17 protein-coding genes are annotated in these 16,301 nt (G+C 39.4%); 8 read left to right on the top strand and 9 right to left on the bottom strand.

The genetic code is table 11. The features are described 5' to 3' along the window. Window positions 1-3,517, bottom strand: a 3,517-nt coding sequence (locus tag RG47T_RS24995; protein WP_139302442.1) for a chemotaxis protein CheB, incomplete at its 3' end; no start/stop codon positions are given. 398 nt (window positions 3,518-3,915) lie between these two features. Here RG47T_RS24995 and RG47T_RS25000 point away from each other — a divergent pair. From RG47T_RS25000 to RG47T_RS25015, 4 genes are all read left to right on the top strand, one after another. After that, window positions 3,916-4,176 carry a hypothetical protein gene (locus RG47T_RS25000; RefSeq protein WP_074492933.1) on the top strand — a complete coding sequence of 87 codons (261 nt, stop codon included), beginning with the start codon at window positions 3,916-3,918 and terminating at the stop codon, window positions 4,174-4,176. A 91-nt stretch (window positions 4,177-4,267) separates the two neighbouring features. After that, the gene (locus RG47T_RS25005; protein WP_139235788.1) at window positions 4,268-4,495 is read left to right on the top strand and encodes a hypothetical protein; all 228 of its coding nucleotides are present in this window, start codon (window positions 4,268-4,270) and stop codon (window positions 4,493-4,495) included. A gap of 10 nt (window positions 4,496-4,505) precedes the next feature. After that, the gene (locus tag RG47T_RS25010; RefSeq protein ID WP_074492937.1) at window positions 4,506-6,209 is read left to right on the top strand and encodes an HAD-IIB family hydrolase; all 1,704 of its coding nucleotides are present in this window, start codon (window positions 4,506-4,508) and stop codon (window positions 6,207-6,209) included. 37 nt (window positions 6,210-6,246) lie between these two features. Further along, complete coding sequence (locus tag RG47T_RS25015; protein WP_074492939.1) at window positions 6,247-6,429, top strand: hypothetical protein; 183 nt, start codon at window positions 6,247-6,249, stop codon at window positions 6,427-6,429. 122 nt (window positions 6,430-6,551) lie between these two features. On the opposite strand, the gene RG47T_RS25020 is transcribed toward RG47T_RS25015, so the two are convergent. Next, entirely contained in the window at window positions 6,552-6,899 is a 348-nt protein-coding gene (locus RG47T_RS25020; protein WP_074492941.1) for a winged helix-turn-helix transcriptional regulator, read from the bottom strand. 105 nt (window positions 6,900-7,004) lie between these two features. On the opposite strand from RG47T_RS25020, the gene RG47T_RS25025 reads away from it, so the two are divergent. Next, window positions 7,005-7,685 carry an NADPH-dependent F420 reductase gene (locus RG47T_RS25025; protein WP_074492943.1) on the top strand — a complete coding sequence of 227 codons (681 nt, stop codon included), beginning with the start codon at window positions 7,005-7,007 and terminating at the stop codon, window positions 7,683-7,685. 100 nt (window positions 7,686-7,785) lie between these two features. On the opposite strand, the gene RG47T_RS25030 is transcribed toward RG47T_RS25025, so the two are convergent. The 3 genes from RG47T_RS25030 to RG47T_RS25035 form a co-directional block, all read right to left on the bottom strand. After that, entirely contained in the window at window positions 7,786-8,085 is a 300-nt protein-coding gene (locus tag RG47T_RS25030) for a DUF2383 domain-containing protein (RefSeq protein WP_245770883.1), read from the bottom strand. Next, a complete protein-coding gene (locus RG47T_RS26925) occupies window positions 8,082-8,270 on the bottom strand; it encodes a PA2169 family four-helix-bundle protein (protein ID WP_245770884.1) in 189 nt (62 codons plus the stop codon). Before RG47T_RS26925 ends, RG47T_RS25030 begins: the two co-directional genes overlap by 4 nt. 133 nt (window positions 8,271-8,403) lie before the next feature. Then, the gene (locus tag RG47T_RS25035) at window positions 8,404-9,477 is read right to left on the bottom strand and encodes a sensor histidine kinase (RefSeq protein ID WP_074492945.1); all 1,074 of its coding nucleotides are present in this window, start codon (window positions 9,475-9,477) and stop codon (window positions 8,404-8,406) included. A 272-nt stretch (window positions 9,478-9,749) separates the two neighbouring features. Here RG47T_RS25035 and RG47T_RS25040 point away from each other — a divergent pair, with 272 nt between their 5' ends. Together RG47T_RS25040 and RG47T_RS25615 are read left to right on the top strand one after the other, a co-directional pair. After that, entirely contained in the window at window positions 9,750-10,580 is an 831-nt protein-coding gene (locus RG47T_RS25040; RefSeq protein WP_074492947.1) for a hypothetical protein, read from the top strand. After that, window positions 10,558-12,636, top strand: a complete 2,079-nt coding sequence (locus tag RG47T_RS25615) for a PAS domain-containing protein (protein WP_245770885.1) — start codon at window positions 10,558-10,560, stop codon at window positions 12,634-12,636. The genes RG47T_RS25040 and RG47T_RS25615 overlap by 23 nt, the downstream gene beginning before the upstream one ends. A 915-nt stretch (window positions 12,637-13,551) precedes the next feature. On the opposite strand, the gene RG47T_RS25055 is transcribed toward RG47T_RS25615, so the two are convergent. Next, window positions 13,552-13,839, bottom strand: coding sequence for a hypothetical protein (locus RG47T_RS25055; RefSeq protein ID WP_074492949.1), 288 nt, complete (start codon window positions 13,837-13,839; stop codon window positions 13,552-13,554). 91 nt (window positions 13,840-13,930) lie between these two features. Beyond that, on the bottom strand, window positions 13,931-14,275 hold the full coding sequence (locus RG47T_RS25060) for an EthD domain-containing protein (protein WP_074492951.1): 345 nt from the start codon (window positions 14,273-14,275) through the stop codon (window positions 13,931-13,933). Between the two features lie 103 nt (window positions 14,276-14,378). Here RG47T_RS25060 and RG47T_RS25065 point away from each other — a divergent pair, with 103 nt between their 5' ends. After that, on the top strand, window positions 14,379-14,729 hold the full coding sequence (locus RG47T_RS25065) for a winged helix-turn-helix transcriptional regulator (RefSeq protein ID WP_074492953.1): 351 nt from the start codon (window positions 14,379-14,381) through the stop codon (window positions 14,727-14,729). Window positions 14,730-14,922: 193 nt separating this feature from the next. Here the strand turns inward: RG47T_RS25065 and RG47T_RS25070 are convergent, their stop codons facing one another. Together RG47T_RS25070 and RG47T_RS25075 are read right to left on the bottom strand one after the other, a co-directional pair. Beyond that, window positions 14,923-15,234, bottom strand: coding sequence for an SMP-30/gluconolactonase/LRE family protein (locus RG47T_RS25070; RefSeq protein ID WP_083627524.1), 312 nt, complete (start codon window positions 15,232-15,234; stop codon window positions 14,923-14,925). Window positions 15,235-15,388: 154 nt separating this feature from the next. After that, window positions 15,389-16,301: aromatic alcohol reductase (locus RG47T_RS25075; protein ID WP_083627585.1), on the bottom strand; the 913-nt coding region annotated here is incomplete at its 5' end.

The raw sequence follows: 16,301 nt of genomic DNA on the forward strand, positions 1-16,301 counted from the left end.
GCAAACTAAAGTAAAAAGTTGATCCTTTACCTATCTCACTTTCAACCCATACCTTACCGTCATGCCGCTGGATAATTTCAGCTGATAAATACAATCCAAGACCGAAACCGGAAATATTTTTTGTACCCCCGTTTTCAACCCTGTAATAACGCTCAAATAATTTTTCCTGGTCCTGCGGATCTATGCCCATGCCTTCATCTTTTACACCAACCTGTATATTACCTTGTACTACCTCTAAAGATATTTCGATGTTTTTACCCTGTGCTGAATACTTTATAGCGTTACTCACAAAGTTGTTGATCACTTGGCCAATTTTATCCCGGTCAGCCTTAATAATTAGTGATGAATGAGGCTTAAATAAGATGATGTGGCTTGCGGTCGTCAATGTAATTTCTTCCACAATTTCATTAATCAGCATATCCATCTCGAAGGTTTGCTCATTTAAATAAATTTTACCGGCTTCAAAGCTGGAAACGTTTAAAAACCCATTGATGAGAGCTGACATCTTTTTAACCTGATTATGCGCCCTATCCAACTTAGCAATACTAAAAGCATCTTCATCTTTTTTCGCCTTGGAAGCTAACAGTTGTATATATCCCTGGATAGACGCGATTGGTGTTCTGAGTTCATGGCTCACCATCGCTATAAAGTCATCCTTCCGATTCTCATCTTGCTTATGCACAGTAATATCGTGCATCACACCGGTAAAATAAACCGGCTTATTATCCTGGTCACCGGATAGATCGCCGTTAGCCCGCACCCAGCGGATCTTTTCATCGTGAAATCCCCGCAGCGGAAATTCCATATCAATTTTTTCGCCTTTATTGATATTGGCTTCAATAGCATTGGTGACTAAATCTTGATATTTAATATCAATTTGGGCAATAGCAGCTTCATAGGTCATTAGCTCATCCCGGTGAAAGCCAAATATTTCCTTCAGCCGGTGAGATGGAACAAATTCACGTGTACTAACATCTATAGACCACATACCCATTGCTGCCGAATCTAAGGCAATGCCCAACATTTTATTACTGATATTGATTTCCTGTTGGATTTTCTTTAATTCGGTAATGTCATTGAAAGTAATAATTGCGCCGGTGTTCTTTTGATCTGCCTGTACATATGGCATGGTCATGATCTGGTACCATTTACCATTATTGGTTTCGATCTCCTTGGTAATGATGCTACCGTCTGCCAGTACTTTTTTTATATCCTCGATGATCGTTTCAAATTTGATATTGGTAGAAATATTACTGAGGGGTCTCCCGATATCCGTTTCCAGGAGATTGATCTGTTTAACCGTGCCTGGCGAAAATTTCATCAACCGCAAATCATTATCAATGAATAATTGCCCATTAACATTACTTCTAAAATAATTATTCAGGTCGTCGTTAATCTCCAGCAATTCTTTGTTTTTTAACTGGTAATCCGAATTAATAGTATGTAACTCTTCGTTTACGGATTGCATTTCCTCATTTGTACTTTGCATTTCTTCGTTGGCCGAGATCAGTTCTTCATTAAAAGATTGTAAGTTTTCATTAGAGGCATCCAGTTTCTCATTAACACCATGAAGCTTATCTTTCAATTCCTTCAATTCCTCCTCCAGGTTTACAACATATTGATCAAGGTAAATCTTTTCATCAAATATGGTATCTTCCAGTGAGGTTATCTCTGATTTGTTTTCGCTGAAGGTTACCAGTAACAATTTTTCTTCGCCTTTTAACAGCAAAGGGCTTACCGATAGGCTTACCTTAACAATACGCTGGCCCTGCTTAATTTTTATGCCGTCCAGCACAACATTTTCATTTGTTGTCAAAGCCTTTTTGCTTAAAGTATTAAAAGCTACCGCAAGCGGTTTTGGCAAAAGGTCCGGCAGGTTTGAGCTGAAATGCTTGTGGAGTAAATATTTAGTTGTATCACCATAAGATTTAATCACATCATTGTTTTCATCAACGCATACTGCCACATAATCCAAATTTTTAGACAAGCCATCCTGTATGGCTTCCGCCAGGTTATGATCTATATTTTTGGAAGGACTTTCCCGCGAAATACGGGAGGCTTTAGGTTGGGTGACCAAAAATTCAGGCATGGAAAACGCGTCGAATGCTATGGCCCGCTTTGTTTCCAGATTTTTATATATTTTCCATTTTTTATGAACGACTTCCAGATTTTTCATGATTGGCATCGGATTTTCGCTGGTTCCCAGAAATAAATAGCCACCTCTTTTAAGTCCAAAAAGCATCATGGTAAAAATTTTCTTTTGCAAGACCGGGGCCATGTAGATCAATAAATTACGGCAACTGATCAAATCCATATTGCAATATGGCGGGTTTTTCACCAAGTCATGTTGCGCAAAGATCAGCATCTTGCGGATGACCGGTTTCACCCGGAAATTATCCCCCTCTTTCAAAAAGTATTTTTCGAGCCGCTCCGCCGAAACATTTTTGGAAATGCTTTTACTGTAGACCCCTTTTCCTGCATGTAATAAGGCGGCACTGTCAATATCAGTAGCAAAGATCTTAACTACCGTATTGGCCTTTATACCTGATAAGCCTTCAGCTATCAATATGGCTATGGAATAAGCTTCTTCCCCGGTAGCACAACCGGATACCCATATTTTAAGTTCGTCCTCATGTGGCAAGCCTTCAATGATTTGCGGTATTACATTGCTTTTTAAGAAGTCGAACGCTTCCTTATCCCTGAAAAACGAGGTGACACTGATCAGAAATTCTTTGGTTAGCGCTTCTACCTCAACCGGCGTAACTTTAAGGAAATTAAGATAGTTTCCGAGTGTATTAAAATTCTCATGTGAGGCTCTTCTTTTAGTCCTTCTTAAGATCGTAGGTAATTTATAGTCTGTAAAATCAAGTGGAGATCTTTCTTTAAGTAGTTCAATGATCGCGGTAAGATGCTTTTCATCATCCGCCTGATCAAGAGTTAATTCACTTTCGTTTTTAATGTAATCTTCAATCGCATCCGGCATTGCCGCTGGTTCCAATACAAAATCTACGAGGCCGGTAGCCATTGCGTGCGAAGGCATGCTGCCAAACTCCGAAGTCTCCGGGTTACGGGCCATCACCATGCCACCTGCTTTCTTTATGGCTTTAATACCTTCCGTACCATCTGAACCTAAGCCAGACAGGATGATGCCAATGGATTTTGGGCCGTAATCGTCTGCAAGTGAATTAAAAAAATTATTGATCGTTAAATGGGGCCCTTTAACATTTTCCTTATCCGTTAAATACAAAGTATTTTCCCTGATGGTCATAAACTTATCACTTGGGATAAGGTACACCTGGTTGCATTGAACCGTCATTCCATCTTCCGCTTGCTCAACAACAAGTTTACTATGTCTGGCCAGCAGTTCAACCATTCTGCTTTTGAAATCAGATGATAAATGTTGTACAATGACATAGGAAACACCGTCTAAAGGAGTATGGTCAAAAAAAGAGTTGATCTCTTCCATGCCGCCCGCAGAGGCACCGATAGCAATGATATGGTGAGGATTAGCTTTCATAGGGCAGGATTTTAAAGAGCGGTATTAGAATTTCAAAAATTCTTGAAGAGCAGAAAAGGCGATTACTCAAATTTACAACAATATTTCCGCAAACGAGCTTTGGTTCGCAGTATCATTTCTGTTAATGCTGGGCATCAGTGGGTAATAGAATAATTTAATTCGTCGTATGATTTTTGCATATACTATGATATATTAACCGATACTCGACAATGGAAATCTTCAAACAACTTAACTCCAGTCAAATCGAATTATTCGGAACGATTTACACCAACAATGCTTACCTACGGATTATACCCTGATTGATAAAACACATATCAGGACTTTATGAAACCTCATTGACGGTAAATCGATCAAACGTGGTTTAATTATAAATTCACCTCTGCTTCTCTAATCTGCCAATGGAAAGCTTCACTGTAATGCTTGAAATTTATAATTTGTCGATGGTGCTGCTCGTAACGCCCATAACAAACCCGCCTCTTTGTTTTCGTATCCGTACGATAGCACATGGCCCAAATGCCATGACGATCAATCGTTTGCCTGATCTTAGTTGGAACGCGGAGGATATTCAAAAGAAATATTTTACGATTGAAATCGTGCAACGCCTGGGCGCGCTGATCGAACTTAAAAAGCCAATATTGTTTTTACCTGCAATCCATTAAAAATTAAGCCCTTAATAAAGGGCAGAATGCCCTGTTAAACATACGGAAGCTATTGAGTTTTTTAATTGCAGATTAATTAAAACTATTTGGAATGTCACAAATGAGCTACAAAGTAAGGATGGGAAATGGCACCGAACAAACGATTAAGTTTATCTCCGCCGAATTTAAGAATTTAATAGTGTGGAACGTAAGTTTTGATACCGGGCAAAAAGCGATGCTCTATAAACTGGGTAACGAATGGATGCAGCATAACGAGAGCGATTTAGATAGCCATTCTCTGCTGACAATTGGAGAACAGATCGATCACAGTTTACTATAAAAACGAAATTATGCGCTACCATGTTTTGGCCACAGATTATGACGGTACCCTCGCGACCGATGAGTGGGTTCTAGCGGAGGTTATCGTGGCTTTGAAAAAACTGAAAGCCAGTGGAAGAAAAATCATCATGGTAACCGGACGGGAATTAAATGACCTGCAAAGAGTTTTCCCTGAATATGGTATGTTTGATTGTATTGTAGCTGAAAACGGCGCGGTGATCTTCAATCCTGCTACATTACAAGTACGATTATTGGGCAAAAGGCCACCGGATATATTTATCAATAAACTAAAAGAGTTAAAGGTTAGTCCGATTTCTACCGGCCGGGTAATTGTTGCCACCTGGGAACCGCATCAAGCCACTATACTGAATGCCATTAAGGAATCAGGATTAGAATATCAGGTGATCTTTAATAAAGGTGCGGTGATGATTTTGCCGCCAGGGATAAATAAGGCTAAAGGTTTGCACGAAGCCCTTAAAGGCATGGGCTTATCCGAACATAACACAGTTGCTGTAGGTGATGCTGAAAATGATAACGCTATGCTGCAAGCAGCAGAGTGTGCTGTAGCAGTAAATAATGCATTACCACAAGTAAAAGCGATTGCTGATTGGACAACGGCGAGGTCTCATGGTGATGGCGTTTGCGACCTGATTGACGGGTTACTAAGAGATGACCTGGCATCACTGGATAAAAAGCTGCATCGTCATTTCATGAAACTGGGCAAATGTAAAGATGGTTCTGTCTTTCGGATAAGCCCGCAAAGACAGCGAATGTTATTGGTGGGAACTTCAGGGTCTGGTAAAACAACACTTACGGCGGCTTTTGTAGAACGGTTAATTGAAAAACAATATCAGTTTTGCCTGATCGATCCGGAAGGTGATTACCTGGACATGCTTGGTGTGATATCTATTGGTGACAGTAGCCAGCCGCCCATCATCGAAAATGTTATCCGTTTACTTTCTCAGGCACAGCAAAGTGTAGTAGTATGTTTCCTCGCTATACAATTGACCGAACGGCCTGCTTTCTTTAATAAATTATTAAGCCAAATCGTTACGTTGCAACACAGTAATGGGCACCCGCATTTTATGATCCTGGATGAGGCGCACCATTTAATTCCTAAAGATGTGCCAGAGAGCTTTTATAATTTCCAGGATGGCTTTACTAATTTTGTTGCAGTTACCACAAAGCCTGATCTGGTCAATCATGACTTTTTAAAACGCATCAATACTGTAATTACTATGGGCGATCAGCCTGGTCAAACTATGACGGATTTTGCTAAAATTACGGGTACGATTATTAAGGTAGAAAAAGATGTCGTTATTGATAAAGGTGAAGTATTGGTTTGGCAAAAAGCCATAAACGAAACCGTCGTGGTCACCTGTTCTATTCCCGGACACTTACTCCAAAGGCATAAACGCAAATACGCCACAGGAGACATGGGAGTGAACAGCTTTTACTTCCGGGGACCGGCTCAAAAGCTAAACTTGAAGGCCAATAATCTGCACACGTTTATACAGATGGGCAGCGGCGTAGATGATGAAACCTGGCTCTATCATTTACATCGGAACGACTACACTAATTGGCTGCGCGCGTCGGTAAAAGATGAGGAATTGGCTTCAAGTGTTCAAAAGAGCGGAGCGAAAGATAAAAACGCTTCGGTATCACGAGAAATGATTTTTAAATTGATCAGTGATCGATATACAGCAGCTGCCTGAAAAGCATTATAATAATTAAAACTTTAATTTCAACAATATGAATGTGATTAAGCCAAAGAGAAAAAGAATTGATAAAAATGATAAAGTGATTATTGCTTCGCTAAACGATGGTACAAACAAACCAGTGCCAATTCCGGGGATACCCATTACCTTAGCTGATGGCGAAGCGGACTTATATAAACAAGCTAATAACCCGCTCGGTGATCCTCACAAAATCTGATTAACGTCTTTGCGGAATACAGAGAATGGATAATTCTGCTTTAATAAATATAAAAATTTAAGACCTTATTAGAAGGTATTGGATTTGTTTAAGGAATGGGCTGCAATATTAAGTCATACTATCTACCTGGCTAAAATCTTTTTCCGATGGTTCAACCCCCAATCTTTCATCGCATAAATGAGTGGCGTAAGTGTATCGGCGTAGGGCTCTAATTTATAAGAGATTTTAACAGGGTAACCTTCTTTTATAATTCTTTTGATCAGTTGATGTTGCTCCAATTCCTTCAATTCTTTTGCGAGTACCTTCGGCGTGATACCGGGGATACTTTCCTGAACATCTGTAAAGCGATCATTTCCTACCCCTATTGAGATAATGATCGCTAATTTCCACTTTCCGTTAATCACATCCAGCGTGTCCCGAACGGGCTTGACCGTTTCGAGGCATTCGCAGTACGGTTTGTTTTTTGCCATATCAAAATAATATTTCGCTTTCCTTCGGGAAAGTACTATACAAAGTAAAGCAATATTGCACTTACTTTGCCTAAGAATCTTCGAAGGGCTGTTACTTAGAAACACATGGAAATAGGAATTATTGGATCTGGTAACATTGGTAGTATTCTTGCCGGATATTTGACAAAGCTGGGTCATAGGATTACAATCGCAAATTCGCGGGGCCCTCAATCTTTAAAGGAAGTTGCTGAAAAAACGGGGGCAACTCCGGTGACGGTTGAAAAAGCTTCGGGAGCTAAAGATCTGGTCATTATTGCAATCCCCAATAAGGCGATAGTTAAACTCCCTATAAATACATTGTCTGCCTCGAAAGCTATTGTTATCGATGCCGGGAATTATTACCCTTCCCGTGACGGAAAAATCGTGGATATAGAATGTGGATCAACAGATAGTGAATGGGTGGCGAAAATAATAGATCACCCGGTTATCAAGGCGTTCAACAATATCGTAGCGCCAAGTTTAGCTTCCAAAGCAATGCCAGCCGGAAGTTCTAACCGGATAGCCATATCAGTTGCCGGAAATGAAACGGAACAAAAAAAGGTGGTTATGAAACTCATCGATGAAATTGGTTTTGACGCAATTGATGGAGGTTTGCTGTCTGAATCATGGAGACAACAACCTGGTGAGCCTGCGTATTGTCAGGATCTTGATAAAGATACTTTAGAAGTTGCCTTACAAAATACCGATTTCAAAAATCGTGCTGTAAATCTTGCATTGGCAGATGAACAGGCAAGACCTTATTTATAGAAATATATTGAACTGATTTAAAACACCCCAATTTTCTAATGATCTGAGCGATCATTATGAAAACTGGGGCTCGGAAGTTTAGTATATCTGTATACTGAGGTTAAGCCGACAAATTTGCCTTAACAAGCCGTTTTTCTACTTCACTTAATGCAGCGATTATGCCATCGCGTTGTTCTGTAAGTAATCCAAGATGATCCGCATGGTCTACGTAATTCGAGATGTATTCACTGTATTTTGCGATAGCCGCCCTTTCGCCGTCTGTTATAGCTGATAGGATGGCTTTGTCCTCTTTACTACTCAAAGTCTGCTTGATGTTGATCCAGCTACGATGTAGTCCGCCAAGGATGCCGCCATCTTCATTGTCGGCTACCCCTCCGTGTGTGGCAATATGCTCTTTCAACTCTGCGGCGTAAACAATGCGCTCACCGGAAACTTAGAAAATAATGCTTTAAGTTCGGTGTTTTCAGTTGCCTCGGCTGCTGATTGATACCCTTCTTTACCATCGTTAATCACGCTTAATAATCCCTTTATGTAGTCTATAACCTCTGCTTTGCTTTTCAAGGATGCTGCTTTGATAGTTTCCATAAATTGTTTTTCAAATCAAGACAATAAATCTGCCAATTGTTTCAAGGAAATTATTTTGATGAAATCAATTCAATAAGCGGGAATTATTTGATAAATTATTCAGCAACAACTCGGTACAGCATAGTGTGCGCTATCATCGCTTTATTTTCACAGTAAACTCAGCTCCGAGTCCTTCCTCACTCGACACTGCAACTGTCCCGCCTGCATTATTCATAATTTCCTTCACCAAATACAAACCCACGCCAGTTCCTTCGATAGCATTTTCCGCTCTGAAATATTTGGAAAAAATAGCTTCCTGATTTGCTTCTGAGATCCCAATTCCATTATCTTTAACAGAAATGATAATAAATTCATCGTCCTGGATGGTAGTAATCAATATTTCAGGTTGGCGGTCTGGTGATTTAAATTTAATGGCGTTGCTGATAAGATTGTAAATAATACTCCTCAACTTTCGGCGTGAAAAAGTTATTTGTGAAACTTGAATCTCGCTTTTGATGGTAACATCCAATGCGGTTATTTCACCTGCCAGAACAAGCCTAACGTCTTCTAAGATGTGTTCGAAGTTTAAAAGCTCTTCTTCTGCCCTGTATTCATGCTCTTGTTTTCTGCTTTCAACCAGTTCAGTGATGATGACCTGCATTTTACCGATAGAGTTTTCTAAAATATTGAGAAGAGCCTGCCCTACATGCTGTTTTTCGGGCGGTATTTTCTTGATTTGATTAATGGTTAGCAATAAACTGGTTAATGGGCCTTTAATATCATGCGAAAGGGTATCCAGTAAATTTTCATGTTCCGCGATCAGTTTTTCTAAGTCTTTAAGATCATTAATACGTAGTGTTATATCTACAAAAGTTATAATAACACCATTGGTTTCTTTAGTTTCCTTAACTATATAAGGCAAGATGTTCATTTGAAACCAACGAAAGTCTGTCGTTTGAACCTCTTTCTCAAGAATCATTTGAGATTCAATAACTTGATTGATATTTTCCACTATTGACGGATAACGGAAATTTTCTTTTACGTCGTCAATATGCTTGCCCAGATCCTCCTGCTTCAAGGTGAACTGTTTCATAGCTGGCGGAGTGAATTTCCGCAGGATCAGATTGGCATCAACAAATAATTGCGGGATAATCGTGTTCGCGAAATAATTTTCAAGATCATCATTCAACCTTAAAATTTTCTCTATCTCCTGATCGCTTTTATGCATAGCTATGTTAAGGTTGATTATTAAATCCAGATGGTTTCAAAGCTTTTAAAATTAATAAAGTTTAATAAGAATTAAAATTCCTTTTGGAACTAAACATTTTGAATGTTTTTTGATAAGTTTCCAGTATTTAAATTGCGACTCAAAAATAGCAGGCTTAAGGATATGTCTAAATACACCGAGTGTGTAAAAATAAGCCTGTTAAGGCTAATTACGAACTGTTTAAAACAACATCTCGTATATTGAGTTAATTAATAATATTTTTTACAAAGAAAATGCCGCCTTCAGATACGTCAATTTTTGAAACCATATTTCTACAGTCTGGCGCACCTACAGTGATTTTAAAAGCTGAAATGCCGGATTTTCCGGTTGTGGCTCAAAATGATCATTACAGATTTCTGTCAAATCAAAAAGTACAGTCATCGTTAGGAAAAAGAGCATTTGAATTATTTGTTCCGAACCCGCAGGACGAACGCAGCTTGCATGCCTACACGGTATTATTAACGGCTTTTCAAACCTGTATTGAAAAAAAAACCATCATAAAATTGCCGCCAATATTTCAGGTGAATACACCTGAAGGAGAGATTTGGTTGCAAACTGACGTTATCCCTGTATTTGGCTCAAATAGCAGTGTTGAATTTTTGATGTGTCAGACTTACGATATTTCTAAGCAAATATTTTTGAAAGCTGCTGCGCTTGATGGCGTTAAAAGGGAGCAAAGCCTGAGCGATGATCTTGCTGCCACCAACGAAGAATTGAGCGCATCAAACGAAGAGTTGATGGCTTCGGTTGAAGAATTACGCCAAAGCCAGGAAAGTCTTTTTGAAAGTAACCGTGAACTGGAAAATCGGGTCGAGGAGCGAACGAAAGCCTTTACTGATAGTGAAGCACGGTTTCGCATAATTGTGGAACAATCTCCCGTACCTATGTTGGTAACAATGGGCGAAGCCATGATATTTAATATTATCAATCAGCCCATGCTGGATTTGATTGGTAAAGATGAGTCTGTGATCGGAATGCCCTGGCATGAAGCCATGCCTGAACTGGAAGGACAGGATATCATTAGCCAACTCTTGGATACTTATGATTCCGGGAATGCAGGTTAAAGAAAGGCAAATTACAGAAGCTGCCAAAGAAACCATTAGGGAAGCCTATGAATTATCCAATCAACAAAAAAGGATATACGAAACAGTAATCTCTAACACACCTGATTTAATGTATGTTTTTGGTCTGGATTATCGCTTTACCTACGCGAATACTGCCTTGCTATCTATGTGGGGCAAATCTTACGAAAATGCCGTTGGGAAAAGTTTGTTGGAAAATGGCTACGAACCATGGCATGCCGAAATGCACGAACGGGAGATTGACCAGGTTAAAATGACCAAACAGCCCATTCGTGGTGAAGTATCATTTCCACATGCGACTTTAGGCAGGCGGGTTTATGATTATATTTTAACGCCGGTATTTAACGAACAAGGCGAAGTCGAAGCAGTGGCGGGTACAACCAGGGATGTGACCGAACGTAAGCATTGGGAAGAATCGCTGGCACGTACTTCGGAAGAATTACAGGCCATTAACGAAGAACTGGCCACAGTTAATGAAGAATTGGCTGCCGTAAATGAAGAACAGGCTTCGTCCAATGAAGAACTTACGCTAACAAATGATAAATTAAATGAAACTCGACAAGAATTAGAGGAAGCAGTTAAAAGTATAGAACGGAGTCAAAGCCGGTTTCAGAATTTAGTACGTGAAGCCAATATTGGTATCATTGTATTAATGGGTGAAGAAATGCGGGTGGAGATCGTCAACAAAACTTATGGCAACCTTATCGGCCGAAGCGTGGAAGAATTATTGGGCCACAATTTGTTTGAAATCATACCGGAAGCAGAAAGAGATTTTCGCCCGATTATAGAAGATGTAAGACTTAAGGCAGAGACACGATACCTTTTCGATGTACCTTATCATGTTTATAATAATGGCGAAAAGTTAGAAGGATATTTAAACCTGGTTTATCAACCTTATCATGAAAACGATCAAAGCGTTACCGGTGTAATTATAATATGCCAGGAAGTTACTGAGCAGGTACAGGCAAAAATCAACTTGCAAAGTGCTTACGAACAGTTGCGCTTATCTAAGGAGGCGGCCCAGTTAGGTTTCTTCGATATGGATTTAAACAGGGGCACAATGGAATGGGATGCCAGGTGCCGGGAATTATTTGGGATATCTCATAACGATACCGTCACTTATGAAAAAGACTTTGTTACAGGTTTACACCCTGACGATAAGGATAGAATTTTAGCCATTATCGATAAAGTATTTATCAAGTCTGTTAGTAATGGTATATACGATGTTGAATACCGTACCGTGGGTGTCGAAGATCAGCAGATCAGGTGGGTAAGGGCTAAAGGCCAGGCATACTTTGACCAGAACGATGAACCTGTCAGGTTTGTTGGCTCAGTACTGGATATAACCGAACAAAAAGAGGATGAGCTTAGAAAGAATGATTTCATCGGTATGGTAAGTCATGAGTTGAAAACACCGCTCACTTCGCTGAAAGCGATAATTCAAATGGCTAACCTAAAGCTAAAAAATACCGATGACGCATTTTTAGCGGGCGCGATGGAAAAAGCAAATGTCCAGGTGAAGCGAATGACTAATATGATCAACGGGTTTCTTAATGTTTCAAGACTTGAATCCGCTAAACTTCAAATTGATAAGCACAAATTTGATCTGGCGGAAATGATCGAGGAAACTGTTAAAGAGATCAACCTAACAATTACGAGTCATGCCATTGAATTTGAGCGAATTAATACCGTTTTTGTAAACGCAGATCGTGATAAAATAATTTCTGTCGCTACAAATCTGATTAGCAACGCCATCAAATATTCACCGAAGGGAAAAGTAGTAGAAGTTAAATGTGAGGTGATTGGAGATAATGTTCAAGTTAGTGTTAAAGATGAAGGCATGGGCTTAAAACCACAGGATGTCAGTAAAGTGTTTGACCGGTATTTCCGTGTGGAAAGTAATCATACCAGGCATATTGCTGGCTTTGGTATCGGGTTATATTTAAGCGCAGAAATAATTCATCGCCACGACGGCAAAATATGGGTCGAAAGTGAATCCGATAATGGTTCCACTTTTTATTTCAGTCTGCCCATTTAACATTTTGAAGCTCATAATTAATTCAGAATTTTGATTTTTATATATCTTCCAAGTTGACAGCATTTCATCAAGAAATATGCTCTAATCCATTTAATAATCACCAAAAAATAAAATTATGCCTCTTAATTCATATATCACACTTGGCCATTCCGGTCTTAAGGTTAGCCCATTTTGCCTTGGAGGAATGACATTTGGAAATGATATGGGCTGGGGTTCCACTGTATCCGATTCAGAGGCTATTATTTCCCGCTACCTGGAAGATGGCGGTAACTTTCTGATCACAACCAAAACCATATGCAAATAACATTACCTGATCGCCATTACCGATTACGTTAACATTATTCCGTTTTAAAATTGATTCCATCAAATGCTAAGCTAAGATTACTGGATAATTTGAATATACAAAATTATAGTAATTTACAATGCGACATAAGTGATAAATGTATCATTTAATAAAGGCATTAAAGTTTTTACAGTTTGTTTGCGACAACATTTAAATTATGATCGGCAGAATCTGTTTTGGCTCGTTAGCAATCACTTCTTTGTTTTTTTTCTAAAGCCTGATCGGTTCTCGTTTGATGTGACCGCGGTGTAAGATCATGCCGAATTGTCGCATTGGTGTCCGTGATTTTAAATAACGCAGTTTTTTTCTGCTGCGTATCGCCGATTAACAGGGCGAGCCTTGGTAATATTGTGATGCCATTATCGAAGCAACCGTCCGCTTAGGTTTCCTATGGATTGTTGCCCTATTTTTCCGGGCTCAGGAATAGATCTTGCCAGCCCCTCGACCACCATTTAAACACTTTTGGGCGCGAAAATCATCCCGGCGCCAGGACGTTTATGTACTTCCATGTTGCTGTTTAGCAATTTCCTCCCAATTAATCACCATCGGGTTGGTCTTTCTAATCACATAGATCACGGCCACATCCCATTTCCGAGGTACTTACCACGCTCACTCGGCATCGGCTGTTTCTGCCGTTCGCCAAAAACCAAATATCCCAACTCTTCCACTCGCTTCAGATAGCCGTTAAAGGTCAGCCCAAGCTTCATCCTGTCGCTGTTATCATTAACGTCCATCCCCATAATTTCCCCATATTCTTGCAGGTTATCAAAGAAATAACCGATCACCTCCGCTTCATTGTCATTCTCAACTTCGTCGTTTTCAAAGCTGTAGGCATGAACTGCACCAACAATATCAACCAATTACTTTCCGGAAGTTATCCCGTGCATTACGTAAACCAAAAATGCCCATCCACCTAATAGGTGAGATATACATTATTGATAAAGTTATTAATTATACACCAGCTTTAATGATTGTTTCATTGTTTGCCATTGCAATATAGTTTGCAGTATCAAAAAAATTGGGTTCATCGGGATGAACCTTTGTTAAATAATTTTCTGAATTGAAGAAGGTGTTGAAATCCTCGAACGAGTCAAACGAGATTTCTACCACAGCATCGTATAAAGGCTTAGGAAAACCTTCAGCTACTATAGGGTGGTTAACTACATACTTTCTAACATAAAGTTCTGTCTCGGGAATGGAACAGAATAAAGAAGCGTGTTTGTTTTTGTGATAATCCACAAATTCTTCAAGGCTCATATCGGGTAGTTTTTGAACTAAAAACGTAAATTTGATCATTGTCTATTTATAATTATTTGAAACAAAATTATTTCATTACTTACCTCATAGCAAGTACGCACAAAGTTGTGCGTACTTGCTATGACAATTCATTGACCAAGCGATGTACCAAAAAAAAATCCCTATTAGAATTGAATGCGGCCTACACATATTCAAGGAACTTTTAAATGGCAAGTGGAAACTGATGCTTATCTATTATATTTCAGAGCAGGTAAAAAGACCAGGTGCATTGCAGAAGAAAATAGCGGTGGACAGGCGGGTAATGAATAAGCAATTGGATGAATTGGTAAAATATGGATTTGTAGATAAAATCTCTTTCGACACTAAAATCCCTAAAGTGGAATATAAGCTAACACCTCTGGGATTTAGTCTTTTGCCGATAATAAAAGATTTGGAGCAATGGGGCGAAAACAATAGAGCTGTTTTAGAGGAAGCGTTTAGTGAAAAACAATGACCGAATCATCTAAAAGCCGACACAAAGTACTACCTAAATTTACATACCTGATCGCAAGGATGCTTCCACCAAAAAAAACCTAGGGCAAAGGTGTGTATGGCTCTTTTACCTATATGACCAATCTTTACGCCTTCGGGATTAAATATAGTAAGACCATTGCCCGCAAGATAGAAATTCCCCCTGCTGCCGATCGTCATTCCATCAGCACCCTGGTTAATGATCTGGGTTTGGCCTCTGAGATCACCGTTTTATCAATGGTGTAACGGTATATTTTGTTCCGCTCAATATCTGCAACATATAGGTATTTGCCATCTGCTGAACCTACGATACCATTAGGCTTGGTTACATCTTCTGCCACAGGCCCTTCGGTGAAGGTAAACTGGCGGGAGATGAGTTTTAAACTATCCTGGCTGAACAGCTGGGCACTGACCTGCAATGAAGTAAGAGAAAAAAGCAGTACGCATAAAAAGGAAAAGAATAGCTTGCCTGAGTGATGTAGATTCATTTTGTAATTTATTGATAGATGGAGCTTTTGATGATTAAATGAGTATTGACAAGGTGGCTTAATAATTATTTTAATTCTATCTGGTTCTTACTTAAATAAGATTGAATTAAGAATTCATACTAAAGTCCTTTCCATCTGTCAATCCGAGTGGAACCTACTTCCATTTAATATTTAATTGTGCCCATTGTTTTGCAGACATGGTCTCTATTCCTTTCTGGAAATTAAATGTTTGGTCCAAACTCCAGGATACACCCGCCCCATTTCCAAAAATATGCTGGTACTTTTTTACAAAATTATTCGGATCATTTTTTAAGCCATTATCTAATTCACTGATGGTTATCACCTTGCGCTCAAACTTTTCATCGGATAGTGATTCTGCAATATCAGCTAATTGTCCATAGGTTATCGTGTCACCACCGATATAGACAATACGGTCTTGTATAACCGGCTCATTGAAAAATATCTCTGCTGTAAGTTTTCCTATATCTTCAGGAGTAGTTACCGTAACAGCAGTATCCCAACTGCCTAAAGCGTTTATAGTCTTAGTTTCTAAATTAACAACACCGAAAAAAGGTTCAAATAAGTAACTTGTAAATAAACCGGTAGAAATAATAACCCACTTTGTATGTTTTTGTGATCGAAGAAGCTGTCGTACATCAAGTTGCTCATCAAAAAGATCTTGGGCACTACCCCGGCCAATTATCTCAAAATCAACCCCGAATTGCCAGGGAAAATAGCGTTTGACGCAAGCGTCAAGTACGGCTCTTGTAAGTTTGAGCTGAAATCCACCGGCACCACTTCCATAACCTGTACAAGAGACAATAGCATCGAATGCTTTAAAAATCTGAATAAGTTCGGAAGAAGGAGATGTCAGATCTCCTTCCAGCAATTCTACCCCCAGTTCCTTAAGCTCGTCAATATTGCGCTTTTTTTCAATATCCGTTGAATTAATGGTGGACTGACGCAGTAGTACAGTGATTTTTGTATGGGGTAAGTGTTTTGACCTTTTTACTAAGTTGCGTATCACCGGCATTCCTAGTTCGCCCGCGCCTAACACTAAAATTGAT

The organism is Mucilaginibacter polytrichastri (assembly GCF_001911425.1).
GTDB lineage: Bacteria > Bacteroidota > Bacteroidia > Sphingobacteriales > Sphingobacteriaceae > Mucilaginibacter > Mucilaginibacter polytrichastri.

What these genes read in the sequence shown, in the direction of transcription:
- RG47T_RS25040 (WP_074492947.1), top strand. Translation starts at nt 9,750, where the DNA reads ATGCCGCCTTCAGATACGTCAATTTTTGAAACCATATTTCTACAGTCT.
- RG47T_RS25000 (WP_074492933.1), top strand. Translation starts at nt 3,916, where the DNA reads ATGGAAAGCTTCACTGTAATGCTTGAAATTTATAATTTGTCGATGGTG.
- RG47T_RS25020 (WP_074492941.1), bottom strand. Translation starts at nt 6,899, where the DNA reads ATGGCAAAAAACAAACCGTACTGCGAATGCCTCGAAACGGTCAAGCCC.
- RG47T_RS25025 (WP_074492943.1), top strand. Translation starts at nt 7,005, where the DNA reads ATGGAAATAGGAATTATTGGATCTGGTAACATTGGTAGTATTCTTGCC.
- RG47T_RS25615 (WP_245770885.1), top strand. Translation starts at nt 10,558, where the DNA reads ATGATTCCGGGAATGCAGGTTAAAGAAAGGCAAATTACAGAAGCTGCC.
- RG47T_RS25035 (WP_074492945.1), bottom strand. Translation starts at nt 9,477, where the DNA reads ATGCATAAAAGCGATCAGGAGATAGAGAAAATTTTAAGGTTGAATGAT.
- RG47T_RS25010 (WP_074492937.1), top strand. Translation starts at nt 4,506, where the DNA reads ATGCGCTACCATGTTTTGGCCACAGATTATGACGGTACCCTCGCGACC.
- RG47T_RS26925 (WP_245770884.1), bottom strand. Translation starts at nt 8,270, where the DNA reads ATGGAAACTATCAAAGCAGCATCCTTGAAAAGCAAAGCAGAGGTTATA.
- RG47T_RS25065 (WP_074492953.1), top strand. Translation starts at nt 14,379, where the DNA reads ATGTACCAAAAAAAAATCCCTATTAGAATTGAATGCGGCCTACACATA.
- RG47T_RS25005 (WP_139235788.1), top strand. Translation starts at nt 4,268, where the DNA reads ATGTCACAAATGAGCTACAAAGTAAGGATGGGAAATGGCACCGAACAA.
- RG47T_RS25015 (WP_074492939.1), top strand. Translation starts at nt 6,247, where the DNA reads ATGAATGTGATTAAGCCAAAGAGAAAAAGAATTGATAAAAATGATAAA.
- RG47T_RS25070 (WP_083627524.1), bottom strand. Translation starts at nt 15,234, where the DNA reads ATGAATCTACATCACTCAGGCAAGCTATTCTTTTCCTTTTTATGCGTA.
- RG47T_RS25060 (WP_074492951.1), bottom strand. Translation starts at nt 14,275, where the DNA reads ATGATCAAATTTACGTTTTTAGTTCAAAAACTACCCGATATGAGCCTT.